An 18,394-nucleotide genomic window follows, 5' to 3' on the forward strand; every position below is an offset into this window, starting at 1 on the left:
CGCGGGCGGATCCAGGACCGATGCGGACACGCTCCGTGAGCGTCACCACCTGCTCGCCGCGACGTGAGGGGGATGCGGCGGTGACCTGTGGAATTCGCCTTCGGCCGTGGATTTCATTACTTCCAACGTAATTGACGTCGTATCGGCGGCCGTGGAAGGTTGCCGGCAGTACCAAGTCACGTCTGGACACAACGGCCGGAGCCCTCCAATGACATCAGAAACCGGACAGCATACGACTAGCAAGAACAAAGAGGGAGTCGTTTCCGCAAGGGCTCCGTCTTGGGGTTCTCTGGCAGTGGTCATGGTGGGCACTTTCATCACCGTTCTCGACTACTTCATCGCCAACGTGGCGGTCCCCTCGATCCAGCGGGAACTGAATGCCGGTCATGCGCACGCACAGTTCGTGATCGTGGGTTACGGCGTCGCCTTCACCGCCGGCATGATCACCGGCGGCCGTATGGGTGACCTCTACGGCCGCCGCCGGATGTTCGCTCTTGGACTCGCGCTCTTCACGGTCGCCTCCGCGCTGTGCGGCCTGGCACCCAATGCCGACATCCTCGTCGCGGCGCGGGTCTTCCAGGGGCTCGCCGCCTCACTGATGGTCCCCCAGGTGCTCGGCGTCATCGGCACGGTCTACACCGGGCCGAGCCGCGCCGCGGCCTTCAACGTCTACGGCGTCGTGGTCGGCCTCGCCGGGGTGTTCGGCCAGTTGATCGGCGGTGCGCTCATCACAGTCGACGTCGCGGGCCTCAACTGGCGGACGATCTTCCTGATCAACATCCCGATCGGCGCCGTGGCCCTGGCCTGCGTGTTCCGGTTCGTCCCTGAGTCACGCAACCCCAGAGGGACGCGCCTGGACCTGACCGGCGCGGCCCTCGTGACGACCGCCCTGGCGCTGCTGGTGAGCGGCCTCGTCGAAGGACAGGAGCAAGGCCGGCCCGTCTGGAGCCGGGTGGCACCGGCCGGCGCGGTTCTGCTGACCGTGCTCGCCGTCCGGCACCTGCGCAGGCGTGGCAGGGAAGGACGCGGCCCGCTGATCGACCCGGCGCTGTTCCGGGGCCGCACCTTCTCGATCGGCCTCACCGCCACCGTGACGTACTTCCTGGCCATGGGCTCGTTCTTCTTCCTTCTCGCCCTCTACCTGCAGCAGGGCAGGGGACTCTCCCCGCTCGCATCCGGGCTGGTCTTCCTCGCTCTCGGCGCCGGGTACTTCGGGTCGTCCGTCATCTCGACCGGGCTCGCACCGCGTCTCGGCCACAAACTCGTCGCGTCAGGGCCGCTGACCCTGGCCCTCGGCTATGTCCTGATCGGTAGCACCGTGACCGCCACCGGCTCGGAGGGCCACGTCCTGTGGCTGGTTCCTTCGCTGCTGATCGCCGGCATGGGGATGGGCATGACCACGGGTCCGCTGACGAACCTGGTCCTGTCCGGCGTCGGGCAGGAACACGCCGCCTCCGCCTCAGGAGCGGTGAACACCGCGCAGGAAGGTGGCGCCGCGATCGGCGTCGCGTTCGCCGGCACCGTGTTCTTCCCCGCGCTCGGCGCCGCGACCCCCGCCGACTACCCGCCGGCGTTCGGCGCCTCCCTGATCCCGCTCATCGTCTGCTGCGTCGCCGCCTCCGTCCTGATCCTCCGCTCCCACGCGAAGCGGGCCTGAGGAGACGACGTCCCCCGCCGGGCCGGCCAGGCCGCGCGGGATTCCCGTGAAGGTCGCGGCCAGGAACGCCTCCGCGGTGCCCGGATCGGCGGGGTGCATCGTCTCCAGCGAGAGCTCCGCCACCGTGATATCGGTCGCCGCGCCGAAGGTGGTGACGGTGGAGAAAAGCCGCAGCTCCGCACCCAGCCCATGCATGTGGACACAGGCGACGATCGGGTCGGCCAGGTCCTGAGATTCCGTGGCCGTGGCCGGCCCGTACGCCGACATCTCCTCGTACAGCGCTCTGAGGCTCTCCCTGCCCGAGTAGACCGACTGCCGGTACAACCGCCCCAGCAGGTGGTTACGCCAGTCCTCGACGTTGACGACCTGCCGCACCAGCCCTTCGGGATGCAGGCACACCCGCATCAGGTTGACAGGAGGGACGAGCAGACGTGGCGACACGTCACGCAGCAGGAGCTCGGTGCCGAGGTTCATGGCGACGATGTTCTCGTCCACGTCCACCGCGAGCGCCGGGTACGGCGAGTGCGCGGCGATCAGCCGCTCGATCGCGTCCCGCACCACCTGAAGCCGTGGCGCGTCCAGCGGAGTCTCCTGGTACTGGGGCGAATATCCCGCCGCGACCAGCAAAGTGTTGCGCTGCCTGAGCGGAACATCCAAACCGTCGGCCAACCGGTGCAGCAGCGCACGACTGGGTGTGGACCGCCCCGTCTCGACAAAGCTCAGATGGCGGGCCGAGGTGTCCGCCCGCAACGCGAGTTCATTTTGACTGAGCTTCCTGCGCCGACGCCACTCACGGATTATCGGGCCGACCCCTTGCCCGGCCTTGGCGGCAGTCACGACCCAATGCTAACTTGACCGCCTTCTCAACGGATCGATCGCGAAACGACGCGAGCCCGTGCGGGTCAGGGGGTGTCGCGGGTCGCGGTGGCCAGGGCGGTGGTGAGGTTGTGGCCGGAGGCGGCCAGGTGGCGGCGGGCCGCTTGGGGGGGCAGGGTGCGTTCGATCATGAGGATGGCGGTTTTGACCTCGTTGCCGGCGGCGTGGAGGGCGTCGCGGGCTGTCGTGGGGTCGGTGCCGGTGATGTCGGCGACGATTCTGGCGGCGCGGTCGGCGAGTTTCTGGTTGGTGGTGGAGACCTCGATCATGTAGTTGCCGAAGGTGCGGCCGCATCTGATCATCGAGATGGTCGAGATCATGTTGAGGACCAGTTTCTGGGCGGTGCCGGCCTTCAGGCGGGTGGAGCCTGTGACGATCTCGGGGCCGACGATGACCTCCACGGGCTGGTCGGAGGCGGCGGACAGGGGGGTCGACTCGTTGCAGGAGAGGCCCACGGTGTAGGCGCCTCGGTGGCGGGCTTCCGTGACGGCGGCGACGACGTAGGGGGCGCGGCCGGCGGCCGAGATGCCCACTACGGCGTCGTACGGGCCCACGTCGTGAGCGGCCATCGCGGCGCGGCCGGCTTCGGCGTCGTCCTCGGCGCCCTCGACGGAGCGGATCAGGGCTTCGGGGCCGCCGGCGATGATGCCCTGGACGGTCTCGGGATCGGTGCCGAAGGTGGGGGGGCATTCGGAGGCGTCGAGGACGGCGAGGCGGCCGGAGGTGCCGGCGCCTATGTACAGGAGGCGGCCGCCCTGGGTGAGGCGGGACGCTATCTCGTCGATGGCTTTGGAGATCTGCGGGAGCTGGGACGCCACGGCGGTGGGGACCGTGGCGTCGGCCGCGTTCATCAGGCGGGCGATCTCCTCGGTGGGGAGCCTGTCGATGGCGCGGTAGCGCGGGTCGTTCTGTTCGGTCGCGCGGTGGCGGATGTCGTCGGTCATGACTCCTCGGTTTCCGGGAGGTCGGGTCCGTCCAGGGAGCGGCGGAACAACCAGAAGACGCGTTCGACGCGGGCGCCGATGGCTTTGGCGTAGAAGTGGATGGGGCCCACCCAGCCGATCTGGGTTTCGCGTTGGCCGGTGGCGGCTTGTTCGGCGAGGCAGCGGCGCAGGAGGACGCGGCCCACGCCGAGGCCGCGGGCCTGTTCGGCGGTGCCCATGGGGCCGAACCAGGTCGGGCGGGCGCCCCAGGCGGCGAAGCCGAGGATCTGGCCGTCGCGTACGGCGTAGTGGCAGCCGGTGGCCTGTCCGGCCTCCCAGGCCCAGGCGTCGTTCCACTGCTCGCGGACGAAGCCGGCGACCACGGCGCGGTCCTTCTCGTCCAGGGCGGCGTGCAGTTCGACGCCGGCCTCGGCGAGGCGGGCCAGTTCGGGCTCACGGGGGCCGGGGGGTGCGGTCAGGTCGGCGGTCATGTTCCACGCGGTGCGGTAGCGGCGGTAGCCGAGGCGTTCGGCGAGGCAGGCGGCGGGGGTGTAGCGGACGTCGATGCCGGGCCAGGCGTAGCACGGCGGGTTGCCCGCGAGGCGGGCCTCGTGGACGCCGCGGTCGCGCAGCCAGTGCTCGGCGGCCCGCACCAGGGCTTTGCCGTGGCCGCGGCCGCGGGCGGCGGGGTGGACGGCGAGCAGGTCCACATGGCCGACGCCCGGGGTGGCGGACGTCGAGACGAACGCCACGCCGTCCATGTCGGGGGTCACCAGCGCGGCCCAGTCGCGGCCGTGCGGCGGTGCGGCCAGGTGGGCGACGAGCGCGCCGGCCTCGTCGGTGTCCAGCGTCAGGGCCGACCAGGCGAGCCCCGCGACCGCGTCGAGCTCGCCGGCCGCCATGGGCCGGATACCGGTCACGCGATGGTCCTCACACGACTCGCCGCCTCCGCGCCGTTCCCGGGCGCGCCGGTGGCCGTGGCGGCGGAGCCGCCGTCGGCCGCACCGGTAGCGCCACCGGCAGCCGTGCCAGTAGCGCCGCCGGTGGCCGTGCCGGCCGGTCGGCATCCGCCGTCGGCGGGGGGCTCGTTCACCGCGGTGCCGGCGCCTGTGAAGCGTTCCACCGGGATGACCTGGCGGCGGTGGGGGTGGAAGCAGGCGTGTTCGTGGGACGGGTCCAGGCAGTGGGCCAGTTCGGGGCGTTCGTCGAAGCAGCGCTGGGTGCTGAAGGGGCAGCGGCGGGCGAACAGGCAGCCGGAGTCGGGGCGGCGTTCGTCCAGTGCCTCGGTGGGGACGACGCGGTCGGCGCCGGGGCGTTCCAGGCCGTGCAGCACGGGGATGGCGGAGAGCAACGCCTGGGTGTACGGGTGCACGGGGCCGGAGATGACGGTCTCGGTGGGGCCGTGTTCCACGACCTGGCCGCGGTACAGGACGTACAGCTCGCTGCCGTCGCCGATGTACCGGGCCGTGGCGATGTCGTGGGTGATGAACATCAGGCTGACGCCGAGGCGTTCCCGCAGGTCCTTGAGCAACGCCAGGATGCTGAGGCGCATGGAGACGTCGATCATCGAGACGGACTCGTCGGCGACGAGCATCTCGGGGTCCACCGTCAGCGCGCGGGCGATGACCACACGCTGGCGCATGCCGCCGGAGAGCTGGTGCGGGTAGCGCGGCAACACGTACCCGGGGTCGATGCCGACCAGGGACAGCAGTTCCTCGGCCCGCTCGTCGATCCACGACCCGGGACGGCCCGCCTGCCGGGCGCGCAGCGCGAGCGGGGCCCGCAGGGTCTGCTGGATGGTGCGGTTGGGGTTGAGCGCCGAGTACGGGTCCTGGTGGATGAGCTGGATGCGGCGGAAGTGCGGCTCCCGTTTGCGGGGGCGCAGCGGCGTCATCGGCACGTCGCCGATGACGATCTCGCCGGAGTCGTACGTCTCCAGCCCGGCCACGATGCGCCCGAGCGTGGTCTTGCCGCACCCGGACTCGCCGATGAACGACACCGCGCCCCCCTTGGGCACCGTGAAGTCCACCCCGCGCAGCGCGGGTACGTCCTGCGCGCCGAGGTGGTTCCCTTTGCGGCGGTAGGTCTTGGTGACGCCGGTTCCGCTGATCACGCGTGGTCCTCCTCAACTCCGGCCGGCACCCGCGTGCCCGGGGCGTCCCGTTCCACCCGGACCGCCGGGGTGGGAAGCTCGACCGCGTGGCAGGCGGCGCTGCGGTCGCCGTGCGCCACGACGGGCGGGTCGTCGGTCTCGCAGACGTCCATACGCAGGGGGCACCGCTCCCGGAACACGCACCCGGCGGACGGCAGGGTGCCGAGGGTCGGCGGGCGGCCGGGCAGCGCGCGGGCCTTCGTGATGTCCCCGGACAGGCGCGGGATGGCCTGGATGAGGCCCTGGGTGTACGGGTGGCGGGGTGTGCCGAGCACGTCGCGGGTGGGGCCGTGCTCCACCAGCCGGCCGCCGTACATCACGGCGAGCCGGTCGGTGACCTCGGCGGCCACCCCGATGTCGTGCGTCACCATCAGCGTGGTGAGGCCCCGCTCCTCGTGCACCTCGCGCACGATGCGCAGGATCGTCGCCTGGGTGATCATGTCGAGCGCGGTGGTCGGCTCGTCCAGGATCACCAGGTGGGCGTTGAGCACCAGAGCCAGCATGATGCCGACCCGCTGCCGCATGCCGCCGGAGAGCTGGTGCTGGTGGGAGTCCAGCACGCGGGCGCCGTCCAGCCCCATGCGTTCGAGCAGCCCCATGGCGTCCCGCACCAGGGCCCGTCCGTCCCGCACGCCGTGCGAGCGGCCGAGGTCGAGCAACTGCTTGCCGACCGTCTTGAGCGGGTTCAGGGAGTTCTGCGCCGCCTGGAAGACGTACCCCAGGTGCCGTCCGCGGGCCTGCCGCAACGTCTCGCCGCCGAGGGTGAGCACGTCGCCGAGCCCATCGATCTCCACACGTCCCGCGGCGATCCGGCCCGGCGGCTGCACGGCGTTCAGCAGCGACAACGCGAGGGTGGACTTGCCGGACCCGGACTCCCCCACGATGCCGGTGATGGTGCCAGGCTCGACGGTCATGCTCACGCCGCGCAGCGCGGGCAGCTCACCGAGGGGCGTCTTGTAGACGACGGTGAGATCGTGCACCTCGACGCCGGGGGCGGCGGTGGCGGTGGCGAGGGCGGCGGTCATGGGCGGCCCCCGGACGCCGGGACGAGGATGGTGGTGGTCATCGTCTTACTCCTCGCGCAGCCGGGGATTGAAGATCTCGTCCATGGCGTCCACGATGAGCACGATGCCCAGCGTGAGCAGCAGGATGGCCAGCAGCGGGGCCAGCAGGTACGGCAGCGCGGCCGTGCTGGTGAGCGCACCGCCGCCGAAGACGGCGAGGTTCAGCATCACGCCCCAGTTGTTGGAGTCGAACGGCAGCACCCCGAGGAAGAACAACCCCACCTGTGCGTAGATGGCCCCGGTGACCGCGATGAGCACGTTCATCGCGATGTACGGCGCCATGCCGGGCAGCAGTTCCCGCACGATGATGTGCCGGGTGGACAACCCGAGCCCCCGTGCGGCCTCGATGAAGCCGCGCTCGCGCAGCGACAGGGTCTGCGACCGCACCGCGCGGGCCACCCCGCCCCAGCCGAGCAGCCCGAGCACGAGGCCCATCTCCAGCGGGCTCTCGAACTTCCACAGCGTGGTGAGCACCAGCAGCAGCGGCAGCCCGGGGATGGTGAGCTGCAGGTCGGTGAGGCGCATCAGCGCGGTGTCCCAGCGGCCCCGGTGGAACCCGGCGATCAGGCCGAGCGCCGTGCCGAGCGCGACGGTGATGATCGCGGTGGCGAGGCCGGTGAGGATGACGTACCGCGCGCCGGTGACCACCAGGGCCAGCACGTCGGTGCCCTCGAAGTCGGTGCCGAACGGGTGGGCGACGCTCGGCGCGGCGTACAGCGCGTTGTCGTCCCTCGGCAGCGGCGACGGGTAGATCATCGGGCCGAACAGGGCCATCGCCGCGAACAGCGCGAGGATGACCACGCCCGCGATGCGGCTCGGCTTGCGGCGCAACACCCGGCGCACGCCGCGCCAGAAGTCGCGCCGCGTGGACACCCGCACCGGGCGGGTGTTCTCCAGGATCGCCGTCACGGCGCCTCCCCTCCGCGTCGGCTCATGCCGCGCCTCCCGTACGGACCCGGGGATCGATCACGGTGTACAGCAGGTCGGCCGCGATGTTGGCGACGATGATCGCCACCGTGGTGACGAGGAACGTGCCGCCCATCAGGGCGTAGTCGCGGGCGCCGATGCTGTTGACGAGCAGCAACCCGAGGCCCGGGTAGTTGAAGATGCGTTCGATGAAGATGGCGCCGCCGAACAACATGCCGAGCGACAACGCGAGGATGGTGAACAGCGGCAGGATCGCGTTGCGCGCCACGTACCGGAACAACACGCCGCGCGACAGCCCGCGCAGCTCGGCGGCCAGGATGAAGTCGTCGCCGAGCACGGTCGCCACGCTGGACTTCATGGCGAGCACCCACCCGCCGTAGCTGGCCAGCGCGTACGTCAGCACCGGGAGCGTGGCGTGCTGCACCAGCGAGGCGAGGTACGGCCCGTTGAACCCGGGCGCGAACTCCACGTCCACCGGCCCGCCCGCCGGCAGGATCGGCCACAGCGTGGTGAATATGGCCAGCATGAGGAGCCCGATGACGTACTGCGGCACGCCGTGCAGCAGCGACCCGGAGATGGACAGCAGGTCGCCGAGCTTGCCCGACCGCTTGACGCCCGCGTAGACGCCGAGCGTCACGCCGAGCAGGAAGCTGAGCAGCGTGCCGCCGAGCACCGGCAGGATCGTCCACTTGGCGGCGGCGCCGATCAGCGTGGTGACCTCGGTGCCGGGGGTGCTGAGCGACTGCCCGAAGTCCCCGTGCAGCAGCGCCCCGAGGTACTGGGTGTACTGCTCCCACAGGGTGCCCTTGGGCAGGAAGCCGTACAGGGCGGCGGTGGCCCGCTCGGCGGCGTCCGGGGACATGCCGCGCTCGATGAGCTTCTCGTACTGCCCCTTCACGGGGTCACCGGGGATGCTGCGGATGATCACGAAGCTGATCGTGGTGACCACCCAGATCATGGCGAGCCCCCGGGCGAGGTGGCCCGCGAGGCGTCGCGTGACGGCGTTCGCCCGGGGACGGCCCCGGGCCGGGTGTGTCTTCATGCGCTACTTCTTCTTGATCATGCCGAGCTGCATCCACACGCCCGCGGGGAGCCGGAGCGCCTCGCTGCCGGGCGGCGGCCAGCCGGTGTAGCGGGTGGTGTTGACGAACTGGGTGTTGACGTAGTCGTAGATCTGGATGACGGGCAACTGCTCGTTGGTGAACCGGGCCAGCGCGGCGACGATGCGCTTCTGCTCCTCGGGCGTGGCGAGGTTGAGCCGGTTGGTGAGCTCGCCGGGGTTCACCCCGCCGACGGTCTCCGGGCCGCCCATCCAGTTGCCCTGCTTGCCGGGCGGCACGTGCGTCAGGCGGCCGGCGAGCAACTGCCAGCCGTTGGCCGAGCCGTAGAGGCGCTGGAAGATGTTGTACGGCGAGGGGCCGAGACCCATCAGCCAGAAGCCGACGTCGTACTTCCCCGCGGCGAGCTCGTCGAGGTACAGGATGTAGTCGGCCGAGGTGACCACCGTGGCGCGGACGCCGTGGTCGCCGAGCTGGCTGGCGACGGACTTGGCGGCGGCCACCCAGTCGGAGAACGACGCGGGCACGTTGATGCGCACCGTCCACGGGGAGCCGTCGGGCATCGCCCAGAATCCGTTCTTCTTGACCATGCCCGCGGCCTTCAGCTCCTGCTCGGCCTTGGCGGGGTCGACCTTGTAGGGGTCGAGCCCGGCGAGGCCGTCGCCGAGCCAGGCCTTGGCGGCGCTGGCGTGGATGCCGGACGTCGTGACGGCCGCGGTGCCGGCCTCAGGGGAGGCGACCTTGGTCACCTGGGCACGGTTGATCAGGTACGCCAGGGCGCGGCGCACGTGCAGGTCGTCGTAGGGCTTGTGCGACTGGTTGAACGCCAGGGCCGCCGCCACCGGGGAGTAGCCCCTGCGCACCTCGTTGCCGGGGGTGCGCTCGATGCGGTTCATCACGGCGGCCGGCACGGCGGTGAAGGGGGCGCTGTCGAGCTTGCCGGAGACCAGGTAGTTCCAGATCTGCTCGTTGCCGGTGTAGTTGAGGACCTTCACCTTGCTCGGGCCGATGCGGGCGGCGTCGTAGAAGTAGGGGTTCTTGGTCAGCAGGGCCGCGCCCGGGTTGACGCGCTCCAGCACGAACGGGCCGGCGGAGACGTCCTTGCCGGGGGCGAACGCGATGACCTGCTGGCCGAGGCCGGTGATGACGGCCTTGGCCCGCTCGGCGGCCGGGCCGGTGCCCCTGGCGGTCTTGAGGGTGTCCCAGAAGCCGGTGGGCAGCAGGTGGCCGTACACGTGGGCGGGCACCACGATGGTGGACAGCACGTTGCGCAGGAACGCGTTGCTGCGGTTGGCGCCTTGGGTGATCTTGAGGGTCTTGCCGTCCAGGACGGTGATGTCGGCCGCCGCGCCGGCGGCGCCCGAGTTCACGGTGTAGGCGCTGCCGCCCTGGGTGTAGGCGAGCCCGATGGAGACGCGGACGTCCTCACTGGTCACGGGCCTGCCGTCCGACCAGCGGGCGTCCGGCTGCAGGTGGATGTCCACCTCGCCCTGGCCCGGGGTGACCGTCCAGCTCCTGGCGATGCCGGGGTAGAACTGGTCGGCGTCCAGCAGGCTGTTCTTCGGCCAGGCCAGTGACATCGCGTCGTACCCGGCGAAGGTGCTGCCCTGCGGGTTGAACGGATTGATCGGCGCGGTCGCGTCGATCTGCTTGGAACCGTCGATGGTGGTGTAGATGCCACCGGGGCCCGCGGCGCCCTCTTCTGTGGCGCCACATGCGGCGGTGGCCGTGGCGAGCGCGGTCAGCGCCGCGATCGCTGCGAGTCGTCGCTTCATGAAGTGTGCTCCAGGTCCCCGATTGCCGAGACCATACGGGCGCCAAAGTGGGCCAGTCAAATTTTTTCCTCATGACAGCCTAGCATGAAGCTTTTTTGCCAACCCCGTTCACCTGCAGAGATGCCCCCATGACTTCCCCATGACACGACAAAAAGGACCCCGGTCGACACCGGGGTCCTTCTGAGGGGGTATGAGCCGGAGCCCGCGCACCCAGGCCACGCCACCCGACTCGACGGCCGGCCGGGACGGGCGCCGGCGGCCGGCCGCAGAGCGGGGGCGGGATGCCGTTCGCACGGCAGGCGCACGGCAGGCGCACGGCAGGCGCGGGTGGCCGGCCGCAGGGCGGGCGCGGTGGCCGGCCCGCGCGCCGCTCGCGGGGGTCTCAGTTCACGGAAGGGGGCCGGTCAGCTCCCGAGGAGGGTGCGTACGCGGGGGGCGCCGGCGGCCAGGAGCAGGGTGGGCAGGCGGGGGCCGGTGTCGCGGCCGACGAGCAGCGTGTAGAGCAGGGCGAAGAACTCGCGCTGCGCCACCTTGAGCTCGGGGGTCGGCTTGGCGTCGGGGCTCAGGCCCGCCTGGATCTTCGGCACGCCGTAGACCAGGGTGGTGAGGCCCTCCAGCGACCAGTGCTCGTCCAGGCCGTCGCGCAGCAGGCGCAGCGACTCGCGGTCGCGCTCGCCGAGCGAGGCGAGCAGCTCGGTGTCCGGCTCGTCGCGTACGCGGGTGCGCTGCTCGGCGGGCACCTGGGTGGTGATCCACCGGGCCGCGCGGTCCAGCCGGGGCCGGGCCTCGTCCAGGGACGTGATGGGGTCGGCCGGGTCGAGATCGCGCAGGATGCGCAGGGTCTGCGCGGGGTCGCCGGTCGTGATGTCCACGATCGAGGCCAGGGTGCGGTACGGCAGGGGGCGCGGGGTGACCGGAAGCGGGCCTGCGGCGGTGGAGGACGCCCGGGTGTACGCCGCGACGTCCCCCGGCTGGGCCACACCCTCGGCGACCTTGCGGCCGAGGGTGTCCCACTCGTCGTACATGCGCTGGATCTCCTGGTCGAACGCGACCTTGAAGGACTGGTTCGGCTTGCGGCGCGCGTACAGCCAGCGCAGCAGCGGCGCCTCCATGATCTCCAGCGCGTCGGCCGCGGTGGGCACGGCGCCCTTGGAGCTGCTCATCTTGGCCATGCCGCTGATGCCGACGAAGGCGTACATCGGCCCGATCGGCTGCTCACCGCCGAAGACCTCGCGCACGATCTGCCCGCCGACCACCCACGAGGACCCCGAGGAGTGGTGGTCCACGCCCGAGGGCTCGAACACCACCCCTTCGTACGCCCAGCGCATCGGCCAGTCGACCTTCCACACCAGCTTGCCGCGGTTGTGCTCCGACAGACGCACGGTCTCGGAGTGCCCGCAGACGCAGGTGTAGGACAACTCTGTGGTCTCGTCGTCGTACCCGGTGACCGTGGTCATGTCGCGCTCGCAGACCGAGCAGTACGGCTTGTACGGGAAGTACCCCGCGGCCGCCGTGCCGTCGTCCTCACCCGCGGCCCCCGACCCCTCGGCCGCCACCGCGGCCGCCGCGGCGTCCGCCTCGTCCACCGGCCCCTGCTTGCCCGGCTTGCCCTGGCCGGCCGGGGCGGCCTTCTCCTTGGTGCGGTACCGCGCGAGGACGGCGTCGATGCGGGCGCGCTCGCGCATGGCGAACAGGATCTGCTCGCGGTAGGCCCCCGAGGTGTACTGCTCGGTCTGGCTGATGGCCCGCACCTCGATGCCCATCTCGGCCATCGCCGCGACCATCGGCGCCTTGAAGTGCTCCGCCCAGTTCGCGTACGGACTCCCCGGCGGCGCCGGCACGGAGGTCAGCGGCTTGCCGATGTGCTCCGACCACGAGGAGTCGACCCCCGCGGGCACCTTGCGGAACCGGTCGTAGTCGTCCCACGACAGGATGTGCACGACGTCATGCCCCCGCCGCCGGATCTCGTCCGCGACCAGGTGGGGCGTCATCACCTCACGAAGGTTCCCGAGGTGCACCGGCCCCGACGGGCTGAGCCCCGACGCGCAGACGATCGTTTTGCCGGGCGCGCGACGCTCCGCCTCGGCGATGACCTCGTCCGCGAATCGTGAGACCCAGTCGGCCTCGGCACTCATAGCCACGATCGGTTCCTTCCTCGGAAAGCTGACCCCCCTATTCTCCCGGACCGCCGGGGTACCCCGCGCCGCCCCTGTGGACAACCAGCCAGCAGCGAATCACGTTAAAAGCGTATTCGGGGTAGCACGCGGGGTAGTTGCCGCGATATGCAGAGCAAGGGGGCGCGAGGAGACGGCTGATCACGGGGCGGGCGGGCATGCGCGGTGAAACGAGTGACGTGAGGGCCGGCGCCGGAGACGCGCGGGAGCAGGCACGGCGGGGGTTGCGCGGCTGGGTCGCCCGGCAGGCGCGCCGTTCGGGGCAGGTGGCCAAGCGGGGGACGTCCCGCATGCTGTTCGCGGGCATGTGTGCCAGTGCCCTGGCACCGCTGGCGGTGGACGGCACAGGCGCGTCCGCGGTGGCCACGCTCGCCGGGTCCATCGGGGTCAACCTGCTCAGTGAGGTGATCAGCAAGGCGCTGGCCGCGGCCCGGCAGCGCAACCGGGGCGGGGCGCCGTCGGTCGCGCAGGTGGAGGGAGAGCTGGCCACCCGCCTGGCCGAGGCGTTCGAGAGCGAGGACCCGCGTTCACAGGAGCTGGTCGGGCAGATGGCGGGCGTCCTCGCGGCCGTGGACGCCGCGGGGGTGGTGGTCGCCGAGGCGGTGCGCACCGGAGACGAGCTGCTGCTTGAACGGCTGGTGGCGGGATTCGCCGAGCTCGGCGGGCAGGTGGTGGCCCTCCGGCCCGTGCTGACCGGCATCGAGGAGGCGGTGGGCGACGTGCAGGCGGCGCTGCGACGGCAGGACGCCGCCCAGCGCCACGACCAGCGCAGGGTCGAGCAGCTACTGATGATGCTGGGCGGCGTGCGCCAGGAGGTCGCGGCTCTGCACACCCGCCTCACACCGGCCGTCACAGGCGAGAAGGCCGGTACGCGGCAAATCCCCGAGTGGACCGGCGGATGCCCCTACCCAGGGCTGGTGCCCTTCGGGCCGGGGCAGGCCGCGATCTTCTACGGCCGCGGCCAGGCCACGGTCCGCCTCGGCGAGATGGTGGCGGCCCGCGTCGACGACCCCGGCCTCGTGATGGTGACCGGGGCCTCGGGGGCGGGGAAGTCGTCGCTGCTCCAGGCCGGGTTGCTGGCCGGGCTGTCCGACGGCACGGTGGCCGGGGTGTCCTCGGCGCGCCAGTGGCCGCACCTGGTCTTCACCCCCACCGTGCACCCGCTCCGCGAGCTGGCGCTCGGCTTGGCGGTGCCCGCGGGCGCCGACCCGGACGCCGTGCTGACCGGCCTGGAGCGGGACCCGGCGACGGCGGCAGCACGCGTGCGGGAGGTAGTCGTGGCCGACACGGCCCGCCGCGCCCAGGCCGGGCAGCCCGTGGTCGCCGGCCCGAGGCGGCTCATCGTCGTGGTCGACCAGTTGGAGGAGATGTTCACCCAGGCCGCGGACGCCCGGCAGGTCCGGCCCAAGGGCGCGAACGGGGGCGACCGCGAGGAGGAGGCCCGTCAGGCACGGGTCCACGAGGAGGCACAGGGCGAGCGTGAGCGGTTCGTGGCCGCGCTGCACGCGATCGCCACCGTCCCCACCGGCCCGGAGGGTCAACCCGCCGGGGTGGTGGTGGCCGCGGTGCGCGGCGACTTCATCGACCGCTGCGCCGCCCACCCGGAGCTGGCGGACGCCCTGCAGGACCATGGTTTCGTCCTCGGCCCCATGAGCGCCGCCGAGCTGCGCCGCGCGATCACCGGCCCGGCCGCCGCCGCGGGCCTCGGCCTGGAAGAGGGCCTGGCCGAGCAGATCCTGGCCGAGCTGAGCCAGACCAGGAACGTTCCAGGGGTCGGCGCGCTGCCGTTGCTCTCCCAGGCCCTGGTGCGCACCTGGGACAACCGGGAGAACGGGCACCTGACCCGGCACGGTTACGACCGCGCCGGAGGCGTCGCCTCCGCGGTGCGGGCCACCGCCGAGGACGCGTACGCCGCGCTGCCCCCCGGCAGGCAACAGACCGCCAAGAACCTGCTCCTGCGACTGACCGCCACCCAGGCCGACGGCCAGCACACCCGCCGCCGCGCGTCACGAGGAGAGTTTCTGGACGGCCGCACACCGGAGCAGGCGGCCGAGATAGAGGCGATCCTCGAACTCCTCACCCGCAAGCGCCTGGTGGTGAGCGGCGGCGACAGCGTGGAACTGTCCCACGACGTACTCCTCGCCGGCTGGCCCCGATTACGCGGCTGGCTGTCCGAAGGCCAGGCCGACCGCGTCCTGTACAGCCAACTCGTCGACGACGCCGCCGAATGGCACGCCAACCACCAGGACCCCTCCTACCTGTACCAGGGCACCCGCCTCGCCGCCATTGAACAGGCGCGCGTGACCTGGCAATCCTCTCCCCACCACAACCCGCCGCCGCTCCCACACGGAGCCGAGGATTTTCTCCGCGCGAGCCTGCGCACCGAAGTCCGCAGAGCCCGTCGCCGCCGCTTGACGCTCACCGCCCTAGCCGCGCTGACCGTGGCTGCATCCATCTTTGCGGGCTTGGCGACCGTTTCCGCCCGCACCGCCGATGACCGGCGCCGAGAAGCGGTCATCAATCAGCTCGCCTTGCAAACCGACATCATGCTGAACGCCGACCCGTCACTCGCGCGCCTGCTCGCCGTCGCCTCCTACCGGCTCGACTCCGAATCTCCTCAAGCCTGGGCCAGCTTGATCACCGCATGGAATCACCCAGCGCGTCACGTCTTCAGTGGCCACACCGATTCCGTAGCCATGGTGGCTTTCTCGCCGGACCAACGTGTCCTGGCCAGCGCAGGCAGCGACGATACGATTCGACTGTGGGATATAAGCACCGGCCGCACCACAAAAACCCTTACCGGCCACACTGACGACATATGGGACTTGGCTTTCTCCCCCGACGGACGCGTCCTCGCCAGCGCCAGCGATGACGACACCGTGCAACTCTGGGATGCCACCGGCGGCCGCACCACGAAAACCCTCACCGGCCACACCAACGACGTACTGAGCGTGGCCTTCTCGCCCGACGGACGCATCCTCGCCACCGCCGGCAACGACGAGACCATTCGACTATGGGATGTGACCACCGGCCGCACCACAAAAACCCTCACCGGCCACAAAGGCAACATATGGGGCGCGGCCTTCTCGCCCGACGGACGCGTCCTCGCCACCGCCGGCAACGACGAGACCATTCGACTATGGGATGTGACCACCGGCCGCACCACAAAAACCCTCACCGGCCACACCGACGACATATGGGACCTGGCTTTCTCCCCCGACGGACGCATCCTCGCCAGCGCCAGCGCCGACGACACCGTACAACTCTGGGATGTCACCAGTGGCGGCACCACCGAGATCCTCACCGGCCACACCGACGACGTAACCACCGTGGCCTTCTCCCCCGACGGACACACCCTCGCCACCGCCGGCAACGACGAGACCATACGCCTGTGGAGTGTCGGCACAGGTCGTACCACGAGCGTCTTTCCAGGACACACCAATTCCATATGGGGCGTAGCCTTCTCCCCCGACGGACACACCCTCGCAAGCGCCGCCGCGGACGACACCGTACGAATATGGGACGTGCGCGCCGGCCATACTGCCATCCTCCAAGGCCATACTGAGCCTGTATGGAGCGTGGCCTTCTCCCCCGACGGACACACCCTCGCAAGCGGCAGCATCGACGACACCGCACGACTGTGGGATGCGGCCACCGGCCGCACCACGAAAACCCTCACCGGCCACACCGAGGACGTAACCGCCGTAGCCTTCTCCCCCGACGGACACACCCTCGCCACCGCCAGCACCGACGACACCGCACGACTGTGGGATGCGGCCACCGGCCGCACCACGAAAACCCTCACCGGCCACACCGAGGACGTAACCGCCGTAGCCTTCTCCCCCGACGGACACACCCTCGCCACCGCCAGCGACGATTACACCGTACGACTCTGGGATGCGACCACCGGCCGCACCACAAGAACCCTCACCGGCCACACCAGTTTTCTGTGGAGCCTGGCCTTCTCGCCCGACGGACACACCCTCGCCAGCGCCGGCCACGACGAAACGATACGACTATGGAATGTGACCACCGGCCGCACCACCAAGATCCTCACCGGCCACACCGAAACCGTGACCACCATCGCCTTATCTCCCGACCGACAGACTTTGGTCAGTTCCAGTGCCGATGACACCGTACGACTATGGGATGTGACCACCGGCCGCACCACCGCCACGTTCACTGGTCACACCAACGACGTACGGAGCGTGGCCTTCTCGCCCGACGGACACACCCTCGCCACCGCCGGCAACGACGAGACCATTCGACTATGGGATGTGACCACCGGCCGCACCACCGCCACGTTCACTGGTCACACCAACGACGTATACGGCGTGGCCTTCTCGCCCGACGGACGCACCCTCGCCAGCGCCGGAATCGACGGCAGGATACTGATGTGGGATGTGACGCTGCCTGATGACCTCGCTGGGAAAGTCTGCGCTCTCGTCAAATCGTCACGGCCCGACATGTCCACAGGGCTTAGCCGAGAAGAGTGGGCGCAGTACCTGCCCGGCAATCCATATGTAGAAATATGCCCTGCCTCTCGATGATCAGTACATGACACCGCCGTAGCCGGCCACCGCGAGGGCGGCGGTGACCTGTTCCACCGGGTACGGGGTGGCACGGCTCACGCCGAACAGGTCCCGGTAGAAGGCGTTCATGACGGCCGCCACGGGAGCGTACCTGCGGATCACGGCGGCGACGGCGGGTGGGGCGCCGGCCGGTTCGGCGCCGGCCGCGCAGGCGCGGACGAAGGCGTCGCGTTCCACCGGGGCGGTGTGGGAGCCCGGGATGCCGCAGGCGACCGTGACCAGGCGGTTGACCATGCCGGCGATGACGTGGGCCACGTCGTGGGTGCGGTGACGGCCGAGGAAGGCCGCCTCGGCGGGGGACAGTTCGAAGCGGGGGGAGGTGGCCAGGCCGAGGTCGGAGATGTACAGGCGGTGACCGTCGGTGAGGATGTTGGCGAAGTGGGCGTCGAAGTGGGTCAGGCCGGCGGCGTTCATGAAGGCGACGTCGGTGATCAGGTGGGACTCCACCAGCGCGGACATCTCGGTGAGGGCATCGTCGCCTGCCGTGGCGCGTCCGGTCATCCAGTCGTGGAGGGTGTGGGGGACGTGTTCGAGGAAGAGCACGATGCTCGCGGACGCCTCGGCCAGGGCGTCCAGGCGGCGGCGTACGGCCGGGGAGCCCTCCCAGTAGGCCACGAAACGGTCGGGGTCGGCGTAGTCCCCGGTCATCGGAGGGGCGCCCGGTAACACGCGCCAGTGGTACAGCAGGGGGAAGGCCTCGGTGCGGCCGGCGAGCACCCAGCCGGTCGTCATGATGTTGGCGACCAGCTCGCGCCAGGCGCCGATGCCGGGGGAGCCGATGCCGTACTGGCAGAACTCCGGCACCTCGAACAGGTTGGCGGTGGACATGACGTTTTCCGGGCGCCGCTCCAGGTCGGTGAGGGCGACCTGTTTGACGAACACCGGCACTCCGTCGACGGAGATCCGGGCCGGCAGGTCCCCCGCCCGCTCCAGCAGTTCCCCGAGCCGCCGGTCGCTGTGCAACGCCAGCGCGCCGGACACGGCGGCGTACCTCGCGACGCGGGACGCGGCCGTGCCCGGAGCGACGCCGGACGCGGCCGTGCCCGGAGCGACGCCGGACGCGGCCGTGCCCGGAGCGACGCCGGACGCGGCCGTGCCCGGAGCGACGCCGGACGCGGCCGTGCCGGGACCGACGCGGGACGATGCCGTGCCCGGAGCGGGACGGGACGCGCTCGCGTCCTTCTCCCCCATGGGGT

Annotated in this window: 11 protein-coding genes and 1 pseudogene; 2 read left to right on the plus strand and 10 right to left on the minus strand. The window is 70.9% G+C overall.

Features of this window, described 5'->3' with window-relative positions; translation table 11 throughout:
* Positions 1-301: 301 nt before the first annotated feature.
* On the plus strand, positions 302-1,657 hold the full coding sequence (locus ABGB17_RS13240) for an MFS transporter (protein ID WP_347628983.1): 1,356 nt from the start codon (positions 302-304) through the stop codon (positions 1,655-1,657).
* A gap of 78 nt (positions 1,658-1,735) precedes the next feature.
* On the opposite strand, the pseudogene ABGB17_RS13245 reads toward ABGB17_RS13240, so the two are convergent.
* From ABGB17_RS13245 to lysS, 9 genes and pseudogenes are all read right to left on the minus strand, one after another.
* Positions 1,736-2,494: pseudogene (locus ABGB17_RS13245) on the minus strand (helix-turn-helix transcriptional regulator); the annotation flags it as partial.
* Between the two features lie 65 nt (positions 2,495-2,559).
* Positions 2,560-3,477 carry an N-acetylmuramic acid 6-phosphate etherase gene (murQ, locus tag ABGB17_RS13250; protein WP_347628985.1) on the minus strand — a complete coding sequence of 306 codons (918 nt, stop codon included), beginning with the start codon at positions 3,475-3,477 and terminating at the stop codon, positions 2,560-2,562.
* Positions 3,474-4,376 carry a GNAT family N-acetyltransferase gene (locus tag ABGB17_RS13255; protein WP_347628987.1) on the minus strand — a complete coding sequence of 301 codons (903 nt, stop codon included), beginning with the start codon at positions 4,374-4,376 and terminating at the stop codon, positions 3,474-3,476. The genes murQ and ABGB17_RS13255 overlap by 4 nt, the downstream gene beginning before the upstream one ends.
* Complete coding sequence (locus ABGB17_RS13260; RefSeq protein WP_347628989.1) at positions 4,373-5,569, minus strand: ABC transporter ATP-binding protein; 1,197 nt, start codon at positions 5,567-5,569, stop codon at positions 4,373-4,375. Before ABGB17_RS13260 ends, ABGB17_RS13255 begins: the two co-directional genes overlap by 4 nt.
* Positions 5,566-6,633: an ABC transporter ATP-binding protein gene (locus ABGB17_RS13265; RefSeq protein WP_347628991.1), complete on the minus strand. Its 1,068-nt coding sequence runs from the start codon at positions 6,631-6,633 to the stop codon at positions 5,566-5,568. Before ABGB17_RS13265 ends, ABGB17_RS13260 begins: the two co-directional genes overlap by 4 nt.
* A gap of 45 nt (positions 6,634-6,678) precedes the next feature.
* The gene (locus tag ABGB17_RS13270; RefSeq protein ID WP_347628993.1) at positions 6,679-7,581 is read right to left on the minus strand and encodes an ABC transporter permease; all 903 of its coding nucleotides are present in this window, start codon (positions 7,579-7,581) and stop codon (positions 6,679-6,681) included.
* Positions 7,582-7,603: 22 nt separating this feature from the next.
* Positions 7,604-8,641, minus strand: a complete 1,038-nt coding sequence (locus ABGB17_RS13275; RefSeq protein ID WP_347628995.1) for an ABC transporter permease — start codon at positions 8,639-8,641, stop codon at positions 7,604-7,606.
* 3 nt (positions 8,642-8,644) lie between these two features.
* On the minus strand, positions 8,645-10,432 hold the full coding sequence (locus tag ABGB17_RS13280; protein WP_347628997.1) for an ABC transporter substrate-binding protein: 1,788 nt from the start codon (positions 10,430-10,432) through the stop codon (positions 8,645-8,647).
* A 404-nt stretch (positions 10,433-10,836) separates the two neighbouring features.
* Positions 10,837-12,567, minus strand: a complete 1,731-nt coding sequence (gene lysS / locus ABGB17_RS13285) for a lysine--tRNA ligase (RefSeq protein WP_347629062.1) — start codon at positions 12,565-12,567, stop codon at positions 10,837-10,839.
* 218 nt (positions 12,568-12,785) lie between these two features.
* Between lysS and ABGB17_RS13290 the strand changes: the two genes are divergently transcribed.
* Positions 12,786-17,156, plus strand: coding sequence for a hypothetical protein (locus ABGB17_RS13290; protein WP_347628999.1), 4,371 nt, complete (start codon positions 12,786-12,788; stop codon positions 17,154-17,156).
* Here ABGB17_RS13290 and ABGB17_RS13295 read toward each other — a convergent pair whose 3' ends face one another.
* Positions 17,157-18,389: a serine/threonine protein phosphatase gene (locus ABGB17_RS13295; protein ID WP_347629001.1), complete on the minus strand. Its 1,233-nt coding sequence runs from the start codon at positions 18,387-18,389 to the stop codon at positions 17,157-17,159.
* Positions 18,390-18,394 lie beyond the last annotated feature (5 nt).

The sequence above is a fragment of the Sphaerisporangium sp. B11E5 genome (assembly GCF_039871875.1).
In the GTDB taxonomy this organism is placed as follows: Bacteria; Actinomycetota; Actinomycetes; order Streptosporangiales; family Streptosporangiaceae; genus Sphaerisporangium.